Origin of the sequence: Dyella flava, assembly GCF_016904955.1 — a bacterium.
Lineage (GTDB): Bacteria > Pseudomonadota > Gammaproteobacteria > Xanthomonadales > Rhodanobacteraceae > Dyella_B > Dyella_B flava.
The window spans coordinates 150,535-168,690 of sequence record NZ_JADIKE010000028.1 but is presented as its reverse complement, the minus strand read 5'-3'; the positions used below and the strand labels follow the sequence as shown (position 1 = coordinate 168,690).

Here is an 18,156-nt window from a genome sequence, read left to right as displayed (position 1 = left end):
TGAAGCGATCGTATGGGTTGATGCGGATGCGTTACTGCGGCTTGGCACGTAACACGGTGGGCACCTTGCTCACCTTGATGGCTTGGAACATGGCACGAGCGGCAGATCAAGTTGCTTGATCACCGTGGCCACCGACAAGGTGGCCACGAGGAACTTCATGAATCCTTCTTTCTGACCTTTTGGGCGTTCGCTCGGCATGGATGCGGTATGCGGAAAGGGTTTTTCAAACATCCCGCGAAAGCGGGAATCCATGTTGCTTTAAGAGCAAGAGCAAGATGGGTTGACCAGCTTCGCTGTTGTAAGGCGCCTCCGCTTTCGCGGAAATGACGGCACGCAAGACTGATCTGTTTTGCAACACATATCCCCTTGTTCAAACGGCGAATAAGTGGCGATACCTCAGTGTCAGGTATGGATCATGGCCATGACGGCCAGGATGGGCATACCCCTCCTTATTCGCAGTGGCATTTATCACTGGCGTCGCTCGCATCGTCAGTCGATGCCTCGCAGACTGGAGCGACCCATCGAATTCCCGTCACTGACTGTGCGGTTACGCGAAAAACGCCGGAGCGTGAACTCCGGCGTTTTTGTGCCGACCTTTATTCCGCCACAAAAAACCACCCGCATGATGTGCAGGTGGACATAAAAGGTGGCAAGACGACACCGAGTCGTGGGGAGTGTCGGGGGTACTGATGCCGTCTTGCCGAAAAAACGTGCTAATAAACGTGCATATTGCGCTCAACCGCCGGCGCGGCTGGCCATGAAGGCCTTGATCTGGTCGAGCGTGATATAGCCCTGGTGATTCGTGTCGATATCAGCAAAGTGCTGCGCGACACGTGGCATGCCGGCCTGAGCCTCGGCCAGGGTCAGTTTGCCGTCGTGGTTGGTATCGGCAGCATCGAACCGCTGCTCCAGCATCCGCATCATTTGCTGCGCGCGCGGAGAATTCATGGAAGTTTGCGGCGCTGCGACTGCGATGGCGGGCAACAGCAACACCGTTAGAAAAATGGAATAAGTCTTACGCATAAACATGTACCTGTATCGAAGAGGGGCGGCCGCGGATTGGGCCGCGCCGGCCAGGGAGGTCGGCCGACGAAAGGCATGCTAAGGGCGAGATGTTGGGTGAATATTGCTTGCGTGACCCGAAATGTTTCAGGTCATGACAACGCCGTGGGTGCCGTGTCGGCCGTCGACGTGGCGAGCGAGAACACCACGCGTACTTCGACGCCCGTGGGTTGGCGGCGGATCAATTGCAGCCGGCCGCCGTGCAGGCGCGCAACGCGATCGACAATTGCCAGTCCGAGCCCCGAACCGCTGACGTTGGAGCGTCCGATGTCGCCCCGCGTGAACGGCTGCAGCAAGCGCGTTTCATCGCCTTCCGGCAGGCCGGGACCGCCGTCGAGCACGGCCAGCACCATGCTGTCGTGCTCCATGTAAGTCCGTACCTCCAGGCCGATCCCGGCGTATTTCACGGCGTTCTCCATCAGGTTCTGCACCAGGCGCATCATGGCAATCGGCCGGAATGGCCATGTCGGCAGCGGATCGAGCTTTAACACGAAAGGATGGCCTCGCTCGGCAAATCCGCTGGCCACCTGCTCCACCAGTACGTTCAATTCGCCGTCAACGATTTGCTCGTCGCTGCTGACACGGCCGAAGTCGATAAATTGGCCGATGATGGCGTCGATCTGGTCGATGTACTGGCCCACGGGTAGTTCGCTGGCGTGCTTGTCCATCGCCAGCATGAGCCGCAACTTGGCCAGTGGCGAGCGGATGTCGTGCGAAATGCCGGCGAGCATGACGGTGCGGGTCGCCTCCATCTCTTCCAGGTTATCCAGCATGGCATTGAAGCGTTTCGCCACGATCGCCAGTTCGCTGGCATGCGAGGTTGGCAAGCGCGCCGGCCGCCCGCCGGCACCGACGTTCTGCGCGGCATCGGCGATGGCGCGCAGCGGGCGATTGATGTGCCGTTGGATCAACAGGGCGCCGAGCGCGGCCGATAGCACCAGGCAAAACCACAAGACCAGCGCGGAAGTGAGCCAGCGATAAGGAAGCAACGCGTTGAGCGGAAGCTTGATCCAGTAATGCACGTCACTGATGTCCAGGTGCACCCAGATGCTCCGGCGCGGCATGCTGGTCAGGCGCAGGGTGATGCCTTTGGCCAGATTCCGCCGTACTTCACGAACGAACAAATTCGCCAATGGCGTGCCGTAATCAACGATGTCGGGCGGTGGTTCGGCGAGCTGGGCGCTGAGCAAACCGGCGCGGTTCAAGCGTTCCACGTAGGCGTCGCGGTCCGTCGCAGGCACCTGTGATAGCGCCGCATTGAGGATGTTCACCTGGGTGGCGACCAGTTGCGCCACCTCCATGACCCGGGGTCGCTGCAGCAATAGATAGAGCGCGATCGTGGACATCTGCGCGATCGCGATAAGTCCCAGCAACAGCAGCAGGTTACGGCCGAACAGCGAATGTGGCCACAGGCGCAGCTTAAGCATCGCCGCCTTCCGGCGTGAACACATAGCCGACGCCCCACACCGTGCGGATATAACACGGTGCAGCCGGGTTGTCTTCGATCTTGCGGCGCAGGCGCGAGATCTGCACGTCCAGGCTACGGTCCATGGCCTCGTGATCCCGGCCCTTTACCTTGTCCTGCAGGTGATCGCGGCTCATCGGCCGGCGCGGGTTGGCGGCAAAGACACGCAACAATTGGAATTCCATGTTGGTAAGCGGGATAGATGCACCATCACGCTGCAGCTCCATGCGCGAAATGTTGAGCGTGAACGGGCCGAACTCGGTGACTTCGTCGTTACCCCACACCTCCGCGCTGTGCAGCATGTGCTGGCGGCGGCGCATCGCATTCAGCCGCGCGATCAGCTCACGCGGATCGGACGTCTTTGGCAGGTAATCGTCCGCGCCCATTTCCAGGCCGATAATGCGATCGACGGAATCGCCACGCGCGGTGAGCATAAGAATCGGAATGGTATGCCCGTTCGCCCGCAAGCGGCGGCAGATCGAAAGCCCATCTTCGCCCGGCATCATCAAGTCCAGCACCAGGGCATCGAACGGCTCGCGCTGCAATAGACGATCAAGCTGCTCGGCGCTGTCGATGGCCTGCACCTGGAAACCGTTATCGGTCAGGTAGCGGCGCAGCATGTTGCGTATTTCGGCATCGTCGTCCAGCACGATGATGCGCGGAGGACGCTCGTTCACGGACCTGCTCCTCGTCAGTGCTACGGCGCGGCCATTATGCCACCCGCCTGCCGCGACACAGGCCGTGACGGTCCCATGTAAATAGCCATCGCGCCAGGCCGTACCGCCATCGCCCCGGGCACTGCGGGCTGCCCCATGGGGCGCCACCTTCCCCATTAAGAACAAGCACTTGGGCGATGTAACACCCTGTTACAAAGTTGGCCGCGGCAGACATCGCCAAGTTACGAGTCGGGACCAAGCTGTTGATCAGGCGCAAGACCTCCAGCGCTCAACCGTTCCCACTAAGAGTCCCGTCATGTCGCACATCCTTCATCACGCCCACTCGGTTCATATCCCCGGATTTCTGCCGTTTGCCTTGATCACGGTGGTGGTCGAAATGCTGTGGCGTCTGCCGGTGATCGAAAAGGGTTACAACTTTCTTAGCGCAGGCAGCACGCTGGTCATTGCCCTGGGCCACACCCTTACCGACGCCCTGACCGCGCTGATTCTCGCGCCGGTGTTTGCATTGGTTTGGCATTTTGCGCCATGGCATTTCTCGATGCATGACTGGCGCGTCTGGGTCATAGGCTTCTTCGTCGTGGAGTTCGCCTACTACTGGTACCACCGCTTTAGCCATGAAGTGCGCTGGCTGTGGGCCAATCACGCCGTGCATCACACGCCGGAAGAGATGAACTTGCTCTCGGCCATTCGCCTGGGCTGGACGAACCTGATCTCTGCCGGTTGGCTGGTGTATTTGCCGGTGATGTGGCTGGGCTTCGACCCGCGCATGGTGATCATTCTGCTGGCGCTGGATCTGCGCTTCCAGTTCTTCCTGCATACCGAAGCGCGGATCAACCTCGGTCCACTGGAATGGATTCTCAATACACCTGCGCACCACCGCATTCATCACGCCTCGAATGCGCCGTATATCGACAAGAACTACGGCGGTGCCTTGATCATTTTCGACCGGATGTTCGGCACCTTCGCCGCCGAACGCAAAGACGAGCCCTTGCGCTATGGCCTTGACCACCCGCTTGACACCAACAACCCGATCGGCCTGGTGTTCGGCGAATGGCGCCGCCTGCTGAGCGATCTTCGACGCGCACCCAACTGGTACGCCGCCGCACGCATCGCGCTGGGTCGTCCGTAGCTCTGCTTATCCATCGCGGCGATGCCGCGTGGTGTTCCCCTTCCCACGAGACTCCTCATCATGAACAAGACACCTTACTTACTGGCAAGCTTGCTTGCCGTTGGCATCGGCGCCTATTTGCCATCCGCGCACGCCGCCGCCGTCGTCACCTATTCGTCCGCGCCGGGCTATGCCGTCACCACTGTGCATACCACCGGCCCCTACTACGGCATCCACCCCGCACCTTGTTGCTATACCGGTGTCGTAGTGACCGGCCGTGCCTCGACCATAACCGTTGCCGCGGTTCCGCCGCCGCCACCGCTGGTCCGCATGGTATATGCCGCACCCGTAGTCACCGTGTATCCCCCGCCGCGCGTGGTGTATGTGCCCACTGCGTATTACGTGCCGTAAGCAGGGATGGAACCGACCATGATCAAGAGAAATGTATTGCAGTGCTTGCTGCCCGTGCTTTGCGTGGTTGCCATGGCCGGCTGCGCGGCCACCGCCCCGGTTCAATATAGAAGCCTGGATTCCACCGCACAGCTGGCTCCGAACCCGCAGGGCCAAAACAAACACGTCCCGTTCTATTACGCGGCACCGGATGCGCAGCTGCCCCGGTACACCCAAGTGATCCTCGATGCAGTAACGGTCTACGGTGGCGAAGATCAGCAGTTCGGCAAGTTGAGCGCCGCCGAGCGGCAGCAGCTCGCCGATTACATGCAGGCGCAATTCGGCCAGACACTCGGGCAGAAGTACGTGCTGACATCGGTGCCCGGTCCCGACACCCTGCGGATTCATCTCACCCTGACCGGTGCTTCCGCCAGCGTGCCGGTGGTGAGCACGGTCAAGCAGGTCCTGCCGATTGGCGCGGTACTCGGTACACTAAAGAGTGCCGCCGACAAACCGTCCAGAACGCTTGGATCGGTCTCGTATGCCGTGGAAATCTACGACAGTCAAAGCAATCGGTTGCTGCGGGCGTTTGTCGCGAAACAGTACCCGGCGGCTGAAAACATCCCCGCCAGCCTGGGTGCCTTGAGTGCCGCCGAAACCGGTATCGAGAAAGGCGCCAAGACCTTGTTGACGCAGCTTGAGTGACGAGGCGGGTGGCCGGCTATGCCCTTAATGCCCCACCGCCGCCCTGAGGGCTGCCACATCCGGTGCCGACACATAACGCTGAAGTGTCCGCGCTGGAATGGGCTCCTTGAGGTATGCCATCGCCGTGCCATCCTTTGCCTCGAACAACTGCAAGAAGCTTTGCCGGCCGGTGGGTCCGCGTATGGCAATGGCCAGGGTGATCGGTGCGGGAGCCGTTTCCATCAATGGCCGCCAACCCGCGTCGTGTGCTCTCAGCCAACTCGACAGCTGCGCCACTTCCCCCGGGCTTAGCGATCCGCCGGAAATGCCGGGACCGTAGACAGACGCGGTCGCTATCTCGGGCGTTTTGATGACGTCGTAACAGCCCGCAAGATTGAGCACCAACGTAACGATGAGGGCGACTCGCACGACCGCTCGCATGGCAACCCCTCCCCTGCTTTGGCGGCTCCAGTCTGCGCTGTTCCAGGGGCAACATCCAGCACAGACCAGGCCTCAAAACAAACGGCCCGGGGGAACCGGGCCGCTCTCGCCATGATGACGCATGCGATCAGTAGCCGTTGCGCTGGTAGTGAATGCGATTGCTGTCGTTGTTCAACGACCGGTTGAGGTGCTGCTGTTCCTGCGCGGTGAGATGACCACCGTGCATCGCCTCATCGCGCATTTCGCGGGAAGCGATGTTGGCGTCCTGCCGCTCGTCACGGAAGGCCTGCATGGGATTGATCTGCCCGTCGGCGATACCCGCATAGATACGGTTCTGCTGATTGGCCAGCCGCTGATTCACCTGGTTGATGCGCCCGTGACCGGGGTCATAGACGGGGTAGACCTGGGCCGAGGCGGCGGTGCTGGCAAGGGCGGCCACCAAGCCGAAGGCGATCAGTTTGTAACGCATGGTGTTCATAAGCATCGTTCCTCGCATGTTCGATAAGTTGGCGGGTATCGCGGCGCCTGGACACGCGTTCTCTGCGTGCCAATGCGACCGCACGGCCACTTTCGGGATGGATGACTTACGCTGGGGGACGGGAACCTGTTGGCGGTTGACGTGTGCGGCGTATCTTTCAAGCCATTCGTCGGTGAGCTGGCGAATTTAGGTTCGCGCAAACCCGGCCTTCGTGTTTGCCAAAACGCACGCTGGCGGTGCCCGTGTTAGCGGCAATTCAGGCAGGTTTTCCGCCCATGCGCGCTTTAGCCTAGCTTTCCTAGGCCGTCAGGCTTTGACGGGCCCGGCGGAAACCATGCATGTACGAGCATGCCTCACGCATGATCCGAAGGACCGCTAATCCTCGCGTGCATCGACTCACAGTGGTTCACCAGGTTCGGTCGATCGAGGACAAACTGCCTTAGTGGCGTACGGATGTCGTAGAAGTAAATGTTCGCGACAAAGCCATAAATGGCCGCGTCGATGGAACGCGGTGATGCACCGAACATGAAGGGGCCTTGCCCGAGCAGGTCGCTGACAACCCTCAGGTCAGCGATACCTCGCTCGTAGACCTGCTCCGGTTCGTACCGCCCGATGCCTTGGTAGTAGTACCGCTGCTCGTTGTAGTCGTGCGCGGCGGCCATATCGCTTTCTGTGATCCCCGGATGAGTAGAAAGAACGAGGTGGCGAAACGACGGCCAGTAACGTTCGTCCTTCCATCTGGAATAGCTCATGGACCAATACAGGTCATCCAGGGTCCGGCGCAGCAAGTAGTCGAGATTACGCTGCGCATCGGAAAGACCTTCGTCGATCGACAACCCGTAGCGGCTCTTGAGATAGGCAATGATGGCGTCGCTGTCCCCGACGCTCTTGTCCCCATCGATCAGGTAAGGCAACTGCCCGCGCGGGGCCATCTTCGTATCGAGGATGTGCCTGTGCTCGAAGGGAATGCCGCATAGGCGCATGAAGGCATAGACCTTCAGGCCAAATGGATTGTTGTCCGCGACGCCGCACAGCTCCGGGTAGGAGTAGAGGATGGGCCTGTTCATGATGCGAGACCTCGTCCGTTCAATGCATCTTGCCGCATTAGGCAACTGCTCGCTGACCCGCTCATACGAACTCTAGCCTCCATATCGGTTAATGGAAAGCGGGAACGCCCACTCAAGAGCACTTTACATGCGACTGTTTTTAGGACCATGCCTCCGCCACACATCGACGAAAAATGTCGCCGAGGCTCTCGACAGCCGATGAACCATAGGACTTGGACGGAACAGACTTCTCTAAGCGTTCAAGTTCGCCCTCAATAAATGAGTGAATGGATGTAACCGGGGGTTCGAGCCCCATTTCTGGAGCCGCCCTTTTCTTTTCCAGCAGCTCATGTATGTCGGCCAAAAGTGCGGAATTACCCCCAACCAGATGCAGCAGTTTCTGGAACTCAATTGGCGCAGCGGTGCCGTAGCGTTCAAGCCAGCGGACAGCTAGAAGCGGCCTCAGAACGTAGAAATATTTCTTCAAAGGAACCATCTCCGCTCTTAGATATCCGCGATAATTCCTCTTGGCCATGCTTCGATAGTGATAGACACCACTCTCACACGAGTAGACCGACGGCAGAAGCTCCAAAACCCTTTCGCGAAAGGGACCAAGACTTCGATAAGTGATTGGAGACTGAATCCATTCGACAAACGCCGGATTAGATTTCCAGAAGAGCCTCAGCGCTTTTCGCAGATCCCAACCATTCAAGTCAATGTCGTCGACGATCTCATATTCGATGACATCTCGCTGCTCCTCAAGGCTAACCGACAGATACCAATCTCTCGGATGCGCGTAAATGAACCGGGCGTCGTAATCGCTGTTAGGTGATTCAAAACCCCAAGCACGACTTCCCGACTCGACCGCTAATAACACTCGAACACCGTGCTGAGCTTCTGCCTGTTCAATACGCCTATTAATCTCGGATCGTACAGACTCTGGAATCATGATCCTCGCCACCCAAAGGCCGGACACCAATATCCGCCCCCTTAGACTCGTTATCGTCTTTGCGTCCACTGTGTCCGCTATCGAAAGCGGACACAGTGGCATTCATCAACTCGTCCTGGCCACAATGAATCGAGGACTGCTTTCAAGCATGGATATTCGATCGTTAAGATGCACATGGTCGAAATCGGATCGCTCCATCTCATTTGCGATATCAGCGAGAAGCTTAGCAATAGCCCTTATTTCCTCCGGACTAGCCTGCACGGTAACCTCAATCAACAAGTCGGGCCCGTGTTGGCCGAGTGAACATTCCCTATACCCGTATAACTTCATACGAACATCGGCTTGGAATCTTCATGATGGTGTCTCATGGCATCCACTTCGGATTGCGAAAGCTGACATCGCGAATACCTCATTTCTTATCTAAATGCAATTTCCCGTGCTCGGGTCAAAAGCCACTTTCCGACCATCTTCGCGTTCGACCACCAAATGCCCCTTAACATCCAGGTAAGCCCCTTTCTCCCACTCGTAATGCGATATCGTCTCGGTTAGCTGACTTTTGCTTTGGTAAATATCACGCAGGACAATGGACTTCACCAAACCCGTCGGTCCATAGATACGAAATACCTCCGAATCCATTGCCGCTTCCTTGGGGATCAAATTGAGTCCCGGGTAACCAATGATCATGCGACGCCCATCATCGGCAACAAGTATCCATGCATACGAGCCTGGAATTTTCCACAATGGGGAAGGCAGACCTCGGCGACTAAGGGTGGTTTCCTGCGTACCAGGATCGGATGTAGCGCAATATGCCCCTGAAGGCGAGCACACAGTGACCTTGGAAGGTGGTGCAATGGGATCGTCAGCAAAAGCGCTGCTGACCAAACACGTCAAAATGGCGCATAAGAATAATTTGCCCATGATTTCCCTCCAGCATGTCGCTTTTCGTGAAAACTGGGCCAAGTACTTCCATTAAACCTCTAGAGCTAGAAGTGAATCTGTCTCCGCTCTGACGGAGGGCTAGCCCCTGCTCTTCGTACGGCAAGAGAAGCCCTCAATATGAAGTGTGACTTAGTAATCCCGAATATCCAGCGCAATAAAGCAACGCGCGCTATATCCCTGCTCCGCTGACGGCCAGCTCAACTGACCCAGCAGGCGATCGCCGCCCGGCCAGGGCTGGTTATCCAGCAACGCCTCGGCAACCACCGAGCCGTCATCGGCGCGGCGATGGAACAGGCGAATCCAATGCATTTCGCCGCTCAATGACTCTTTGCGCAGGGCATCGTGCAGGGCCGGCAACAAGCCTTCCGGCGCGGCCAAGCCATCACGGCTGAAGGTCAAGGGGCCGACGAATACATCCCAGGTCCGCACGCCGAGATCCCAGCTTTGCAGTTGAATGCGTCGATCGTCGGTGACGTACCAGCATGCGGCCAACAGCACGTGCAAGACATTGCGTTCGAACGCTTTCAGCGCGTCGCGCACACCGGCGTCGCCACGTCCGTTGCCGGCAAAGCTTTCCTCGATGTGGCGCTCTTCACTGATTACTACGTCCACATCCAGCCGACCCGGCGCACCTTCACCCCCCTCACTCCAACTCGCGCGCACAGCGGGAAAATCGCCATCCGTCATCAGCCACTCTTCGTCCAGTTCCAGCTCCACGTCATGGCGCGCGAAAAGGCGAAGCAAATCAGTTTGCAGGGTGTGATCGTTCATCGGAATAACTCGTGGGTAGCAAGCCTTGATAGCGTCTCACAAACGCGCCGTTGCTCCCAGCCCACGGGCAGGGGTTGAACCGGCCACTATTGAACTTTCTTATCCACTCGTGACCAGCCATGTCAGCGAATTAAAAAAGAAAAGCTGGCTGGGTTCAGTTCCATTAAATCTCTGACGTTAGGAGTGCACCCGACCACGTTCTACCAGTTTCTGGCCAGCCACAATCGATCAAGGCAATTCAATGCCTGGACGGAGTTTCCCTGAGGGTTATGTTTTCAGCGCATTCACCAGGTTGCTGCGATAGATCAACTGACTTATCGCCGAATTCGAACGCCGGTGTGAGAAGAGCTCCATCGGTGGCGTAACCTAAAAGGGTGACATCTTTCCATCCCTTACCTTTGAGCGATTTAATTAAATCAGTCACAGCCATGCATTGCGGGGAAACTTGCGCTTGCAGTCTTCCAGTAAAGTCCAGGTCTATAGTCAAGGTCGCTTTTCGGACACTAAAAAGGCGCTTCGGACGAAGCCCCGGCACAAATCGATCAGGCCCTTTATTCGTTGGATAGAATGCCTCTCGCACCCAGACAAGCAGCTTCCATCCATCAGTCCCTGACAAGCTCATCAGGTAGTTCGAGATCCTGGTGTCGTCTGAAGTCGTCGTCATCTCGGGAATACCGAATGCCCTTTGGACTGTCTCGACACTGTCTATGGCACGCTTATCGGTACTCAATTCAGTAATTCGCTCAACCAACTCATCAAAATCATATGGGCATAGTGCGCTTCGCGTAGGCCGAACCCCCAGACGAGGATCACTTGGGAGCGACGACCCTTCTACACACACTGGCTTAGCCGCATGCGCAGAAGCTGAAAACAGTGCAAGAAGCATCATCGAGGCAAATAAAAGCCTTGCGCTGCCGAATGTATCTATAGCCATCCGATTCCCCTGTCATACCCACATCCGTGAACACCTGAGTGCCTATCTGCGCAAGGATCAGACCGAATTTTTGCTGGTCTACTTTGGGTGAACCAGGACATTGTTAGCTCCGACGAATCAGCATAAGCACAAACCCGCTATCGTCTAAACGATAACCACCCAAATTCCTCTGCGCATTTGGCGCAGGATGTATCACCGAATCGCGCGAGTTATTAAACCCAGAAAAGGCGGAGCTCTAAGCCATAAAGGCCGCCTTGCCTTGCCCAGGAACGATCTACTTCGTCGGCTTGCCGGTTTCGACGTAATTCTTGAGCCGCGTTATCTGATCGAGCAGCACCGCATCCACGGGCGAAGCCCAGGAAACCCAGCCGCCCTTGGTCCAGCCGCCGACAGAGTAGATCTCGGTGAGCTCGGTGGCGTTGCCCTGGGCTTTGAGGCTGAGGATCAGCACGCCGGTGGCAGCTTCGGTCTGTAACGGGCCGAGGGCGCCGTTGAGGCGCAGCTCGTGATTCGGGTCGGCATAGATCACCACCATGTGCTGGACGCTGCCGCCGTCCGCGAGCTTCTCGCAGAAGCACCCGCCGGCGCGGGTTTGCAGGCTCAGGTTGGCGGCCTTGCCGGAATAGCTGTGTGCGAGGTTCCACCACTGGCCGATGTTGGACAGGGCCTCGTAGACCTTGTCCGGGGTGCTGTTGATGGTGAGGGTGCTTTTAACCTGGAAGCCGCCGGCTTCAGCGGTGACGACGCTGGCGTGCGCGGCGGCGGTTGCGGTCAGGCCGGCTATTAAAAGGGTCAGGACGCTTAATCGCATGGCACCACTCCTTCTCTAAGTCAGTGATCGTTTCCTACCTTGAGCGGCGGCTCCGGGGATCGATAGCCGTCGTCGGCTCGCCCAAGGCACTACGTTCGCACTTTAAAGATGATCATGCTCAGCCCCACAGCTTCGCCGTCAACGCCAAGCCACCGATGCACGCGCAGGCTGCAAGAAAGACCACAAATCCTGCAATGGCGAACCGGCGGGATTTCTGTCCTTCCTCGCTGAGCAGGTCAGGCCGGAACACGGCGTTCATGGGGTTCCACAGCGTGGCGCGGGAGTAAGCCAGTCCCGCCTGCTTGAACTGGAAGGTCATGCGGATGGCGAAGACCATGGCCCAGATCAGGGCGACGGCACCGGTCAGCCATAGCGCGGTAAACAGTCCGGCCAAGACATAGCCGACAACGGCCATTTGCCCTCCCCTTTTGACGCCGCCGATGTCTGATCAGATGCGCCCGCTTTCGGGTTGGAAGCCGACGCTCTCCGCCCAGAATAGGCCGACTGCTAGCCACAAAAAAGGGGGCAAGGTGCTGCCCCCTTATGTGTAGAGTGGGCCCCTCGATTTTGCTTATCCGATCGAAGGCTTCACTGCATGTTTGGAGGAATAACGCCATCGGGTGCAGGCGGTCCACCAATGCGACGACCGCAAGCCGGATACGTTGTCGTGCCATCCGGGTGATCAATGTAGGGCAGATAGGCTACACGACCATCAGATAAGCGCATAACGCAGAATGCTCCGACGTAATTCCTGCTAACACGTTCGTTTGGACGATCACCGCGTTCGAGTACAAAGACGTATGTTTTACCCACGTCAAGCAGCCTCAATCCGTCATATTGTTCATAGCCGCTAATGCGCTTGCCAAAGGCCACACACTCACCAGGATGCAACGTCAGCGGTACGGAACCGGGGATCAGCTTAATGATCCATTGATGCTCAGCCGCACCTCCCCAGAGCGAGTTCTCCATGACGTAAGCGCGGTTCAATTGGATACTTTTACCGTCACCCTGCGGCAAACAGGCGCTCGGAACATCCATGATTTGCCTAATGCGCAACGGGTTTGGCAAAAATGATGTGGCGCTGGCGTTATCGCCCCCCATCACAGCAAGCAGCAAGAAGATGATGGCTCCGCGTTTCATGCCAAATATATCGATCATCTGGAAAGATGCCTTTTGTCGCGAGGACTGGCGATAAAGGGCTCCATGACTTTGCGCAATAAGTCCGGATCCTTACCCGGATTGAATGCCTTCGCTGGATTTTGCAAGACGCAAATCATGTAGTAGTCAGACATGATGTTGCCCTGCTGCTCCATATTGAAGTCGCACAGATGGCTGTCGGGCGTCAGGAGGTAGGCATAGGCGGACTCGCCACGACTGGTGACGGTAAGACCGTGCCGCTTGACGGCATAGTCCATTTGGTATTGCCAGACATGCACCATCTCATGCATGAACAAGGCCCTGTTCCTAGGATCAATTTCAGGAGATGCGAAGTCGTACTGGTAAATCGCATGTGGGTAATACATCTCCCCATTGGGCGTGACAGCCGTGTTCGGGTCCTGCTTACCCATAAAAAGCCACCAACCGCCGTGGTGCACCCAGACCTTTTCGTAATCCACGCCCTTTCCGAACACCGTACGCGCCATGGCTATTTCGCCGCAGCTAAGACGGCGCTTGCGGCCATCCGGTAGCTCTACTTTGGCAACGGAAGTGCCCAAATGGGTCTCATTGGTGGTGGCAATGGTGTGGATTTCAGATTTGATGTAAATGCGCTCCCAAGACATGTCTCTATCCTGCGCGGCACAACACGCCACCTCACGGGCGACTGGCGGCGGCGTCAGGGTGATAGCCATAACGCTGCATGGACGCTCTGTACCGATGCGTTGGGTACGCCCTTCACCGTCCGTTGCTCCAGACAGACTGTCACCAAAACTCAGCAGAATCGAGTAGGGAAGATTACAAGCCGGCTTGTTATCACAACTCACCAAGCGCAACTGTTCATCATAGGGCCACTCAGGTTTTCGCTCAGGCGTGCGTTCAGGTGGGGCCGGCTCAGCGCGGGGGTAGCAGATCGGGCAATTGCGGTTGCCGCAAGTGAACATGAGGTTTCCTTTCCTCGCTTGATGGCATCAAGTTACTGGCCTCATCGAAGCCTGGTGTTCTTCTACGTGAAGCCGGACGTCGACGAATGACACCATGACTTCCTTGCCGATCGAACGACCCCCAGAGATCGACTACTCGTGCATAACGCGGAAGCTACCGCGCGGAGAAGTCTAACGGCTGGCCACAAAAGAGGGAGCAAAATCCTGCTCCCTCTTTTGTAGAGCGCCTTCCTATTTTCCTCGCCTAATGACAACCATCCACCATCCTCTGCAACTCTGCGTTGGCCACGCACCGCCGCCCCATCTCGATCAGCAGGGCGATGCCATTCAGCGCAGACGACATGCGGTCGGGATTGATGTAGTGGTCAATGGACATCGCATCGCTTAGCGCCTGCGCGACGCCGTGTGCACTATCCAGGAAAGTCTGCGAATCCAGTAACAGCCCGTGATCGCTTGCGTCGGAAGAAACCAGATACTGCGTGTGCAAGGCGAACCATTCGTCGCGTGAGGTACGACTCATCGGAAACTCCGTATCCGTTAGGGAGGGAGCCGCCACGCCATAGAGGGATGGGTGGCGGACGTGCCGGAGTCAGAAACCGAGTTCAACGAGCCCGGTCAGGCTTGCGCCTGCCCGACACGTCCGCCATAGACGAATGTGCGACACACAAAGGCGCCTTGCGGCGCCTTGTGCGCGTTGAACTTCGGGTTCTGACACCCGGTCGCTGCACTAGCAACGACAGTTCGAAATTATGTCGTCAATACAGATGAGTCAATCGATTTTAGCCTGCTTGCGGACATTACGCACTTTGCAAGTCAGCGCACTTCTCGCAGTGGTGTAAGTACTAAAGAATGTTTCGGACCAATCCCTAAAAAACGAAGGGCGGCCGAAGCCGCCCTTGCCTATCTCACGTAGTGATGGCGTTCCACACCGTCGAACCGACCACCGCGCATGCAGCAGTTCTTGAAACAACCTCGCGGAACCGCAGGGGCATGGATCGTTTCGACCGAGTTTCTCGAAACAACTCCTTGTTGCCATGAACAACGCGAACGCCCTTCTTGACGCGTTGTTCGGAGGGGAAGCCTTTGCGGCGTTTACTGCTGCGCTCGAAAGCTGAAGTTATTGGTAGACATGACACGCTCCCTGTTTGCCCGCATATCGGGCCGGCGCATCATATCGGATGCTGTGCTGGCGAGCGCAACACCGCATGGGCATCCGCACGCCTACTTCAATCTACGCGCAAAGAACCCGAAGATAAGCGTCCAGATCAGCAATGAAACCAGCACGACAAAGATGTGGTGGCTAAGCTCCCCTGGCGCTAGCAGCCCTATTCGTAGAGCGATAGAAAACAGGATGTCACCCGGGCCAAAGATCAGCCCGTTCAGCCAATGCAAACCAAATTGTGTCGCCGCCCAAAAGCCCGCCACCACTAGGGCAGCTGAAGCCAGCAACCCGAATAACATGGCAGCGAGATAAGGCTTCATCTTTTCGACGGCCTGCGAATCACCTTAATTGTTTGAACGAAGTTCTTTGATGTACAGAGGAACCGGCACGATGACAAAGCAAAGCACAGCGATGGCTATCAGAAAATAAACCAGCATCTTGCCCCAGGATTGGACCGTCCCAGTGATGCTCCGCGCCGGGTCATCCGCGCGATAGGTAATCGGAATGACAACACCCGGCATCAGGCTCTGGCACGAGCCGTTGCCATCCCAGCCGCCCCATTGGGTGTCTGCGGTATAAGTTTGTCCATCCACCTCGTAGCTATAGGTGTAGCGGAAGCCTTTGCTCGCGCAGTGGTGTGCGACGACGGTGCCTTTTGATGCCACGCTGCCGTAGCTAAATGGCAGGACGTGGATTATCCAGAAGAGCAGGAGGACGGCGCTCGCCAAGGCCCAGGTGAAGACGAACTTGCGGCGTTCGCTAGCGTAGAACTCGAGGAATCCGTCGAACCAGTCCATTTTTCCCCCTGGCTTAACTGATAGCAGAAAAGGAGACAAGGTGATTTCCCGTTAGCAACGATAGCAGGGCGCTCTGTACCACACCTCGGCTTTTACAACCCGGCCCTTGTTACCGTTACTTCAAATCGCAATATTTAATGAGAATCTCAGGTAACTTCTGGGCGGCCTCATGCATGGTTAGCGCTGAAACCCCTGAAACGGCTGTTGCCTCTAAAAAAAGAAGGGCGGAAATCGAGCTACCGAGCCCCTCCCCCAATATCCACAAAAACAGACTCAAAACAAAACATAAAACGGCGTAAAGGATACCGACATACACCCTGTCAACCAACAAATTATAAAGAGGCCATTCGTAAAGAATTTTCCTTAACCTCTCCTTCGATGGCGCACGTATCTTAAAAGACATACTAAATGCATACGCAGCCAATGCGCTCGGCAAGGTAGGCAAGTACTTCCAGACCTCCTTGTCACTTACCAAGTGACGACCTAACACATCGAAGGTCGACGGGAAAAAGAAATAAAAACCATACAAAATTAGAGAAAGAAGAAATTCTGGCGATACAAATACAGCAAAAAGAAGCCACATTAGACGCCTCATTGACCGTGCTCCATATGGCGATCCTCCTTAATCTTATTAAAGATCTCCAGTGCTCGAATATATAGTTCATAGGGCTCTGGAGTCTTAGAGAAGGTAAAATTAATGGAAGTCTCGGAGGTTTTTATAACAACCGTCTCACCTCCATTTCTTCCCGTTATCTTCCCTAGACCATACCCGTCCGCAGCCATCAGCACCGCGGCGTCCCCTATAGAAATCAAATGCCCCGGGTCAAAAGGCTTCTCTGACGTTTGCTCCGACGCCTCTTTAACAAGCGTCGGAAGTTCCGTTTTAAGTAGACGCTTTAGAGGCGCGTCCTCAACTAGAGTCATCCTATCAACATTTCTCCCGCGCAAGTATTCCTCCAACCTCTTCCAGAGCGGTCCAAAAAGTGGATTCGGAGGTGAGATTCTTGCTTCGATTTTATAAATACCATCGAGAGAAGAGATTTTATTCGAAAAAGTTTTTAAATCAGTGACGAACTTTATTTCGCAATCAACAAAGAAATCATCGTAAGTTTTTTCAATAATTTGCGAAAAACGACGCGAAAATATCCATGGCTCAATGGAGCCAGATACATTTAAAAAAGCTATCCCGGAATGATCTGGAATATAGATAAACGGACTTGATGCCACCAGAAGATTTGGCTCAGACCTTTTTTTCTCTGACTTAGACGCTTCGTCGACAACCCCAACCTCGCCTTCTGGGGCATACTTACTCAGACGACCGAATATATAAAGTCCAGGCGGGCTGCTTTCTACAACATCGGTAAACGTCCACGCATTTTCCCGATATTTAATGGAGGCAGGCTTACGTATAGCCTCCATCAGTGCCCGTTGATGCAATGAACCCAACTTCAACACTCGGCCCGCGTAATAAATTCCGTCCTTGCTCATAGTCCGTCCGTCGTTGTGAATAAATTTAGAAGTAAAAAAAACGGGACGTGCTTTCGCCGTCCCGTTCTCTCAAATAACGCACAAGCTTTGAATCAACCACACTTCGAATACCCACAATTCAAACAAGTCTGACACCCATCCATCAACACCAAAGCCTTGGTGTTGCACTTGGCACACAACGTCGCCCCCGGCGGAAAGCCGGCCGAATCGTTGGTGTCGGCATCGGTGGGGCTCAGCTCAGTTTTTTTTTGCGCGGCGTTTTCGTAGGCAGCGCGCTTTTCGGCGATCAGGGCGCGCTGGGCGTCGGTCATCTCGGGGTCGTGGATGAGGCCGATGTTCTTCATGTGCTGCTCGATCACCGCACCGATCTCGGCGACGATGCTGGGCATGTAGACGCCGCCGGCCTTGAAGTAGCCGCCGCGGGGGTCGAACACGGCCTTGAGTTCTTCGACGATGAAGGTGACGTCGCCGCCTTTGCGGAAGACGGCGGAGAGGATGCGGGTGAGCGCGACGATCCACTGGAAGTGGTCCATGTTCTTCGAGTTGATGAAGATCTCGAAGGGGCGGCGCTGCTCGTAGGGGGTGCCGGCGTTGAGCACGATGTCGTTGATGGTGACGTACAGGGCGTGTTCGAACAGCGGGGATTTGATCTTGAAGGTGGAGCCGATCAGCGCCTCGGGGCGCTCCAGGCTCTCGTGCATCTGGATGACTTCCGCGATGGGCGCTTCTTTGGGTTCGGCGGCCGGTGCGGTGGCGGGCGCGGTTTTGTCCTCGGGTTTGACGACCTCGTAGCCTTTGATCTTCTTTTCGATCTTGATCGTCATTTGGAAACTCCTGAGGTGTCGCGGGCGCTTG

At 56.4% G+C, this 18,156-nt stretch carries 25 protein-coding genes; 3 read left to right on the top strand and 22 right to left on the bottom strand.

Going from position 1 to position 18,156, the window contains the following annotated elements:
* Positions 1-735: 735 nt before the first annotated feature.
* The 3 genes from ISP19_RS04890 to ISP19_RS04880 form a co-directional block, all read right to left on the bottom strand.
* A complete protein-coding gene (locus ISP19_RS04890) occupies positions 736-948 on the bottom strand; it encodes an EF-hand domain-containing protein (protein ID WP_239556523.1) in 213 nt (70 codons plus the stop codon).
* A 206-nt stretch (positions 949-1,154) separates the two neighbouring features.
* Entirely contained in the window at positions 1,155-2,489 is a 1,335-nt protein-coding gene (locus ISP19_RS04885; protein WP_204680222.1) for an ATP-binding protein, read from the bottom strand.
* A complete protein-coding gene (locus ISP19_RS04880) occupies positions 2,482-3,204 on the bottom strand; it encodes a response regulator (protein WP_284384672.1) in 723 nt (240 codons plus the stop codon). The genes ISP19_RS04885 and ISP19_RS04880 overlap by 8 nt, the downstream gene beginning before the upstream one ends.
* A 295-nt stretch (positions 3,205-3,499) precedes the next feature.
* Here ISP19_RS04880 and ISP19_RS04875 point away from each other — a divergent pair, with 295 nt between their 5' ends.
* Genes ISP19_RS04875 through ISP19_RS04865 form a run of 3 tightly spaced genes read left to right on the top strand, consistent with a single transcriptional unit; the run spans position 3,500 to position 5,407 of the window.
* On the top strand, positions 3,500-4,333 hold the full coding sequence (locus ISP19_RS04875) for a sterol desaturase family protein (protein WP_239556521.1): 834 nt from the start codon (positions 3,500-3,502) through the stop codon (positions 4,331-4,333).
* A 60-nt stretch (positions 4,334-4,393) separates the two neighbouring features.
* Complete coding sequence (locus ISP19_RS04870) at positions 4,394-4,723, top strand: hypothetical protein (protein ID WP_204680220.1); 330 nt, start codon at positions 4,394-4,396, stop codon at positions 4,721-4,723.
* Positions 4,724-4,741: 18 nt separating this feature from the next.
* Positions 4,742-5,407 (top strand): DUF3313 domain-containing protein, encoded by a 666-nt coding sequence (locus ISP19_RS04865; RefSeq protein ID WP_204680219.1) that lies wholly within the window; start codon positions 4,742-4,744, stop codon positions 5,405-5,407.
* Positions 5,408-5,431: 24 nt separating this feature from the next.
* Here ISP19_RS04865 and ISP19_RS04860 read toward each other — a convergent pair whose 3' ends face one another.
* The 19 genes from ISP19_RS04860 to ISP19_RS04775 all read right to left on the bottom strand — a co-directional run bounded on the left by ISP19_RS04860 (position 5,432) and on the right by ISP19_RS04775 (position 18,125).
* Positions 5,432-5,827, bottom strand: coding sequence for a hypothetical protein (locus ISP19_RS04860; protein WP_204680218.1), 396 nt, complete (start codon positions 5,825-5,827; stop codon positions 5,432-5,434).
* A 127-nt stretch (positions 5,828-5,954) separates the two neighbouring features.
* The gene (locus ISP19_RS04855) at positions 5,955-6,305 is read right to left on the bottom strand and encodes a hypothetical protein (protein WP_239556519.1); all 351 of its coding nucleotides are present in this window, start codon (positions 6,303-6,305) and stop codon (positions 5,955-5,957) included.
* Positions 6,306-6,658: 353 nt separating this feature from the next.
* A complete protein-coding gene (locus tag ISP19_RS04850) occupies positions 6,659-7,372 on the bottom strand; it encodes a glutathione S-transferase family protein (RefSeq protein WP_204680216.1) in 714 nt (237 codons plus the stop codon).
* A gap of 139 nt (positions 7,373-7,511) precedes the next feature.
* A complete protein-coding gene (locus tag ISP19_RS04845; RefSeq protein WP_204680215.1) occupies positions 7,512-8,300 on the bottom strand; it encodes a nucleotidyltransferase domain-containing protein in 789 nt (262 codons plus the stop codon).
* A gap of 105 nt (positions 8,301-8,405) precedes the next feature.
* Complete coding sequence (locus ISP19_RS21610) at positions 8,406-8,630, bottom strand: Imm32 family immunity protein (RefSeq protein ID WP_425489214.1); 225 nt, start codon at positions 8,628-8,630, stop codon at positions 8,406-8,408.
* Positions 8,631-8,720: 90 nt separating this feature from the next.
* Positions 8,721-9,218, bottom strand: coding sequence for a hypothetical protein (locus ISP19_RS04840; protein ID WP_204680214.1), 498 nt, complete (start codon positions 9,216-9,218; stop codon positions 8,721-8,723).
* Positions 9,219-9,368: 150 nt separating this feature from the next.
* Positions 9,369-10,010, bottom strand: coding sequence for a DUF6348 family protein (locus tag ISP19_RS04835; RefSeq protein ID WP_204680213.1), 642 nt, complete (start codon positions 10,008-10,010; stop codon positions 9,369-9,371).
* 238 nt (positions 10,011-10,248) lie between these two features.
* Positions 10,249-10,944: a hypothetical protein gene (locus tag ISP19_RS04830; protein ID WP_204680212.1), complete on the bottom strand. Its 696-nt coding sequence runs from the start codon at positions 10,942-10,944 to the stop codon at positions 10,249-10,251.
* Between the two features lie 274 nt (positions 10,945-11,218).
* A complete protein-coding gene (locus ISP19_RS04825; RefSeq protein ID WP_204680211.1) occupies positions 11,219-11,755 on the bottom strand; it encodes an SRPBCC family protein in 537 nt (178 codons plus the stop codon).
* Positions 11,756-11,873: 118 nt separating this feature from the next.
* The gene (locus ISP19_RS04820) at positions 11,874-12,170 is read right to left on the bottom strand and encodes a hypothetical protein (RefSeq protein ID WP_204680210.1); all 297 of its coding nucleotides are present in this window, start codon (positions 12,168-12,170) and stop codon (positions 11,874-11,876) included.
* 173 nt (positions 12,171-12,343) lie between these two features.
* Positions 12,344-12,913, bottom strand: coding sequence for a hypothetical protein (locus ISP19_RS04815; protein ID WP_204680209.1), 570 nt, complete (start codon positions 12,911-12,913; stop codon positions 12,344-12,346).
* Positions 12,910-13,854, bottom strand: a complete 945-nt coding sequence (locus ISP19_RS04810) for a hypothetical protein (RefSeq protein WP_204680208.1) — start codon at positions 13,852-13,854, stop codon at positions 12,910-12,912. Before ISP19_RS04810 ends, ISP19_RS04815 begins: the two co-directional genes overlap by 4 nt.
* Positions 13,855-14,098: 244 nt before the next feature.
* Positions 14,099-14,374: a hypothetical protein gene (locus ISP19_RS04805; protein WP_204680207.1), complete on the bottom strand. Its 276-nt coding sequence runs from the start codon at positions 14,372-14,374 to the stop codon at positions 14,099-14,101.
* Positions 14,375-14,623: 249 nt separating this feature from the next.
* Positions 14,624-14,890: an SEC-C metal-binding domain-containing protein gene (locus tag ISP19_RS21605; RefSeq protein ID WP_204680206.1), complete on the bottom strand. Its 267-nt coding sequence runs from the start codon at positions 14,888-14,890 to the stop codon at positions 14,624-14,626.
* A 185-nt stretch (positions 14,891-15,075) separates the two neighbouring features.
* Positions 15,076-15,336, bottom strand: coding sequence for a hypothetical protein (locus ISP19_RS04795; protein ID WP_204680205.1), 261 nt, complete (start codon positions 15,334-15,336; stop codon positions 15,076-15,078).
* Between the two features lie 24 nt (positions 15,337-15,360).
* Positions 15,361-15,813, bottom strand: a complete 453-nt coding sequence (locus ISP19_RS04790) for a hypothetical protein (protein WP_204680204.1) — start codon at positions 15,811-15,813, stop codon at positions 15,361-15,363.
* A 115-nt stretch (positions 15,814-15,928) separates the two neighbouring features.
* Positions 15,929-16,396: a hypothetical protein gene (locus tag ISP19_RS04785; protein ID WP_204680203.1), complete on the bottom strand. Its 468-nt coding sequence runs from the start codon at positions 16,394-16,396 to the stop codon at positions 15,929-15,931.
* Positions 16,397-16,404: 8 nt separating this feature from the next.
* Positions 16,405-17,301: a DUF4747 family protein gene (locus tag ISP19_RS04780; protein ID WP_204680202.1), complete on the bottom strand. Its 897-nt coding sequence runs from the start codon at positions 17,299-17,301 to the stop codon at positions 16,405-16,407.
* Positions 17,302-17,393: 92 nt separating this feature from the next.
* Entirely contained in the window at positions 17,394-18,125 is a 732-nt protein-coding gene (locus ISP19_RS04775) for a TSCPD domain-containing protein (protein ID WP_204680201.1), read from the bottom strand.
* Positions 18,126-18,156 lie beyond the last annotated feature (31 nt).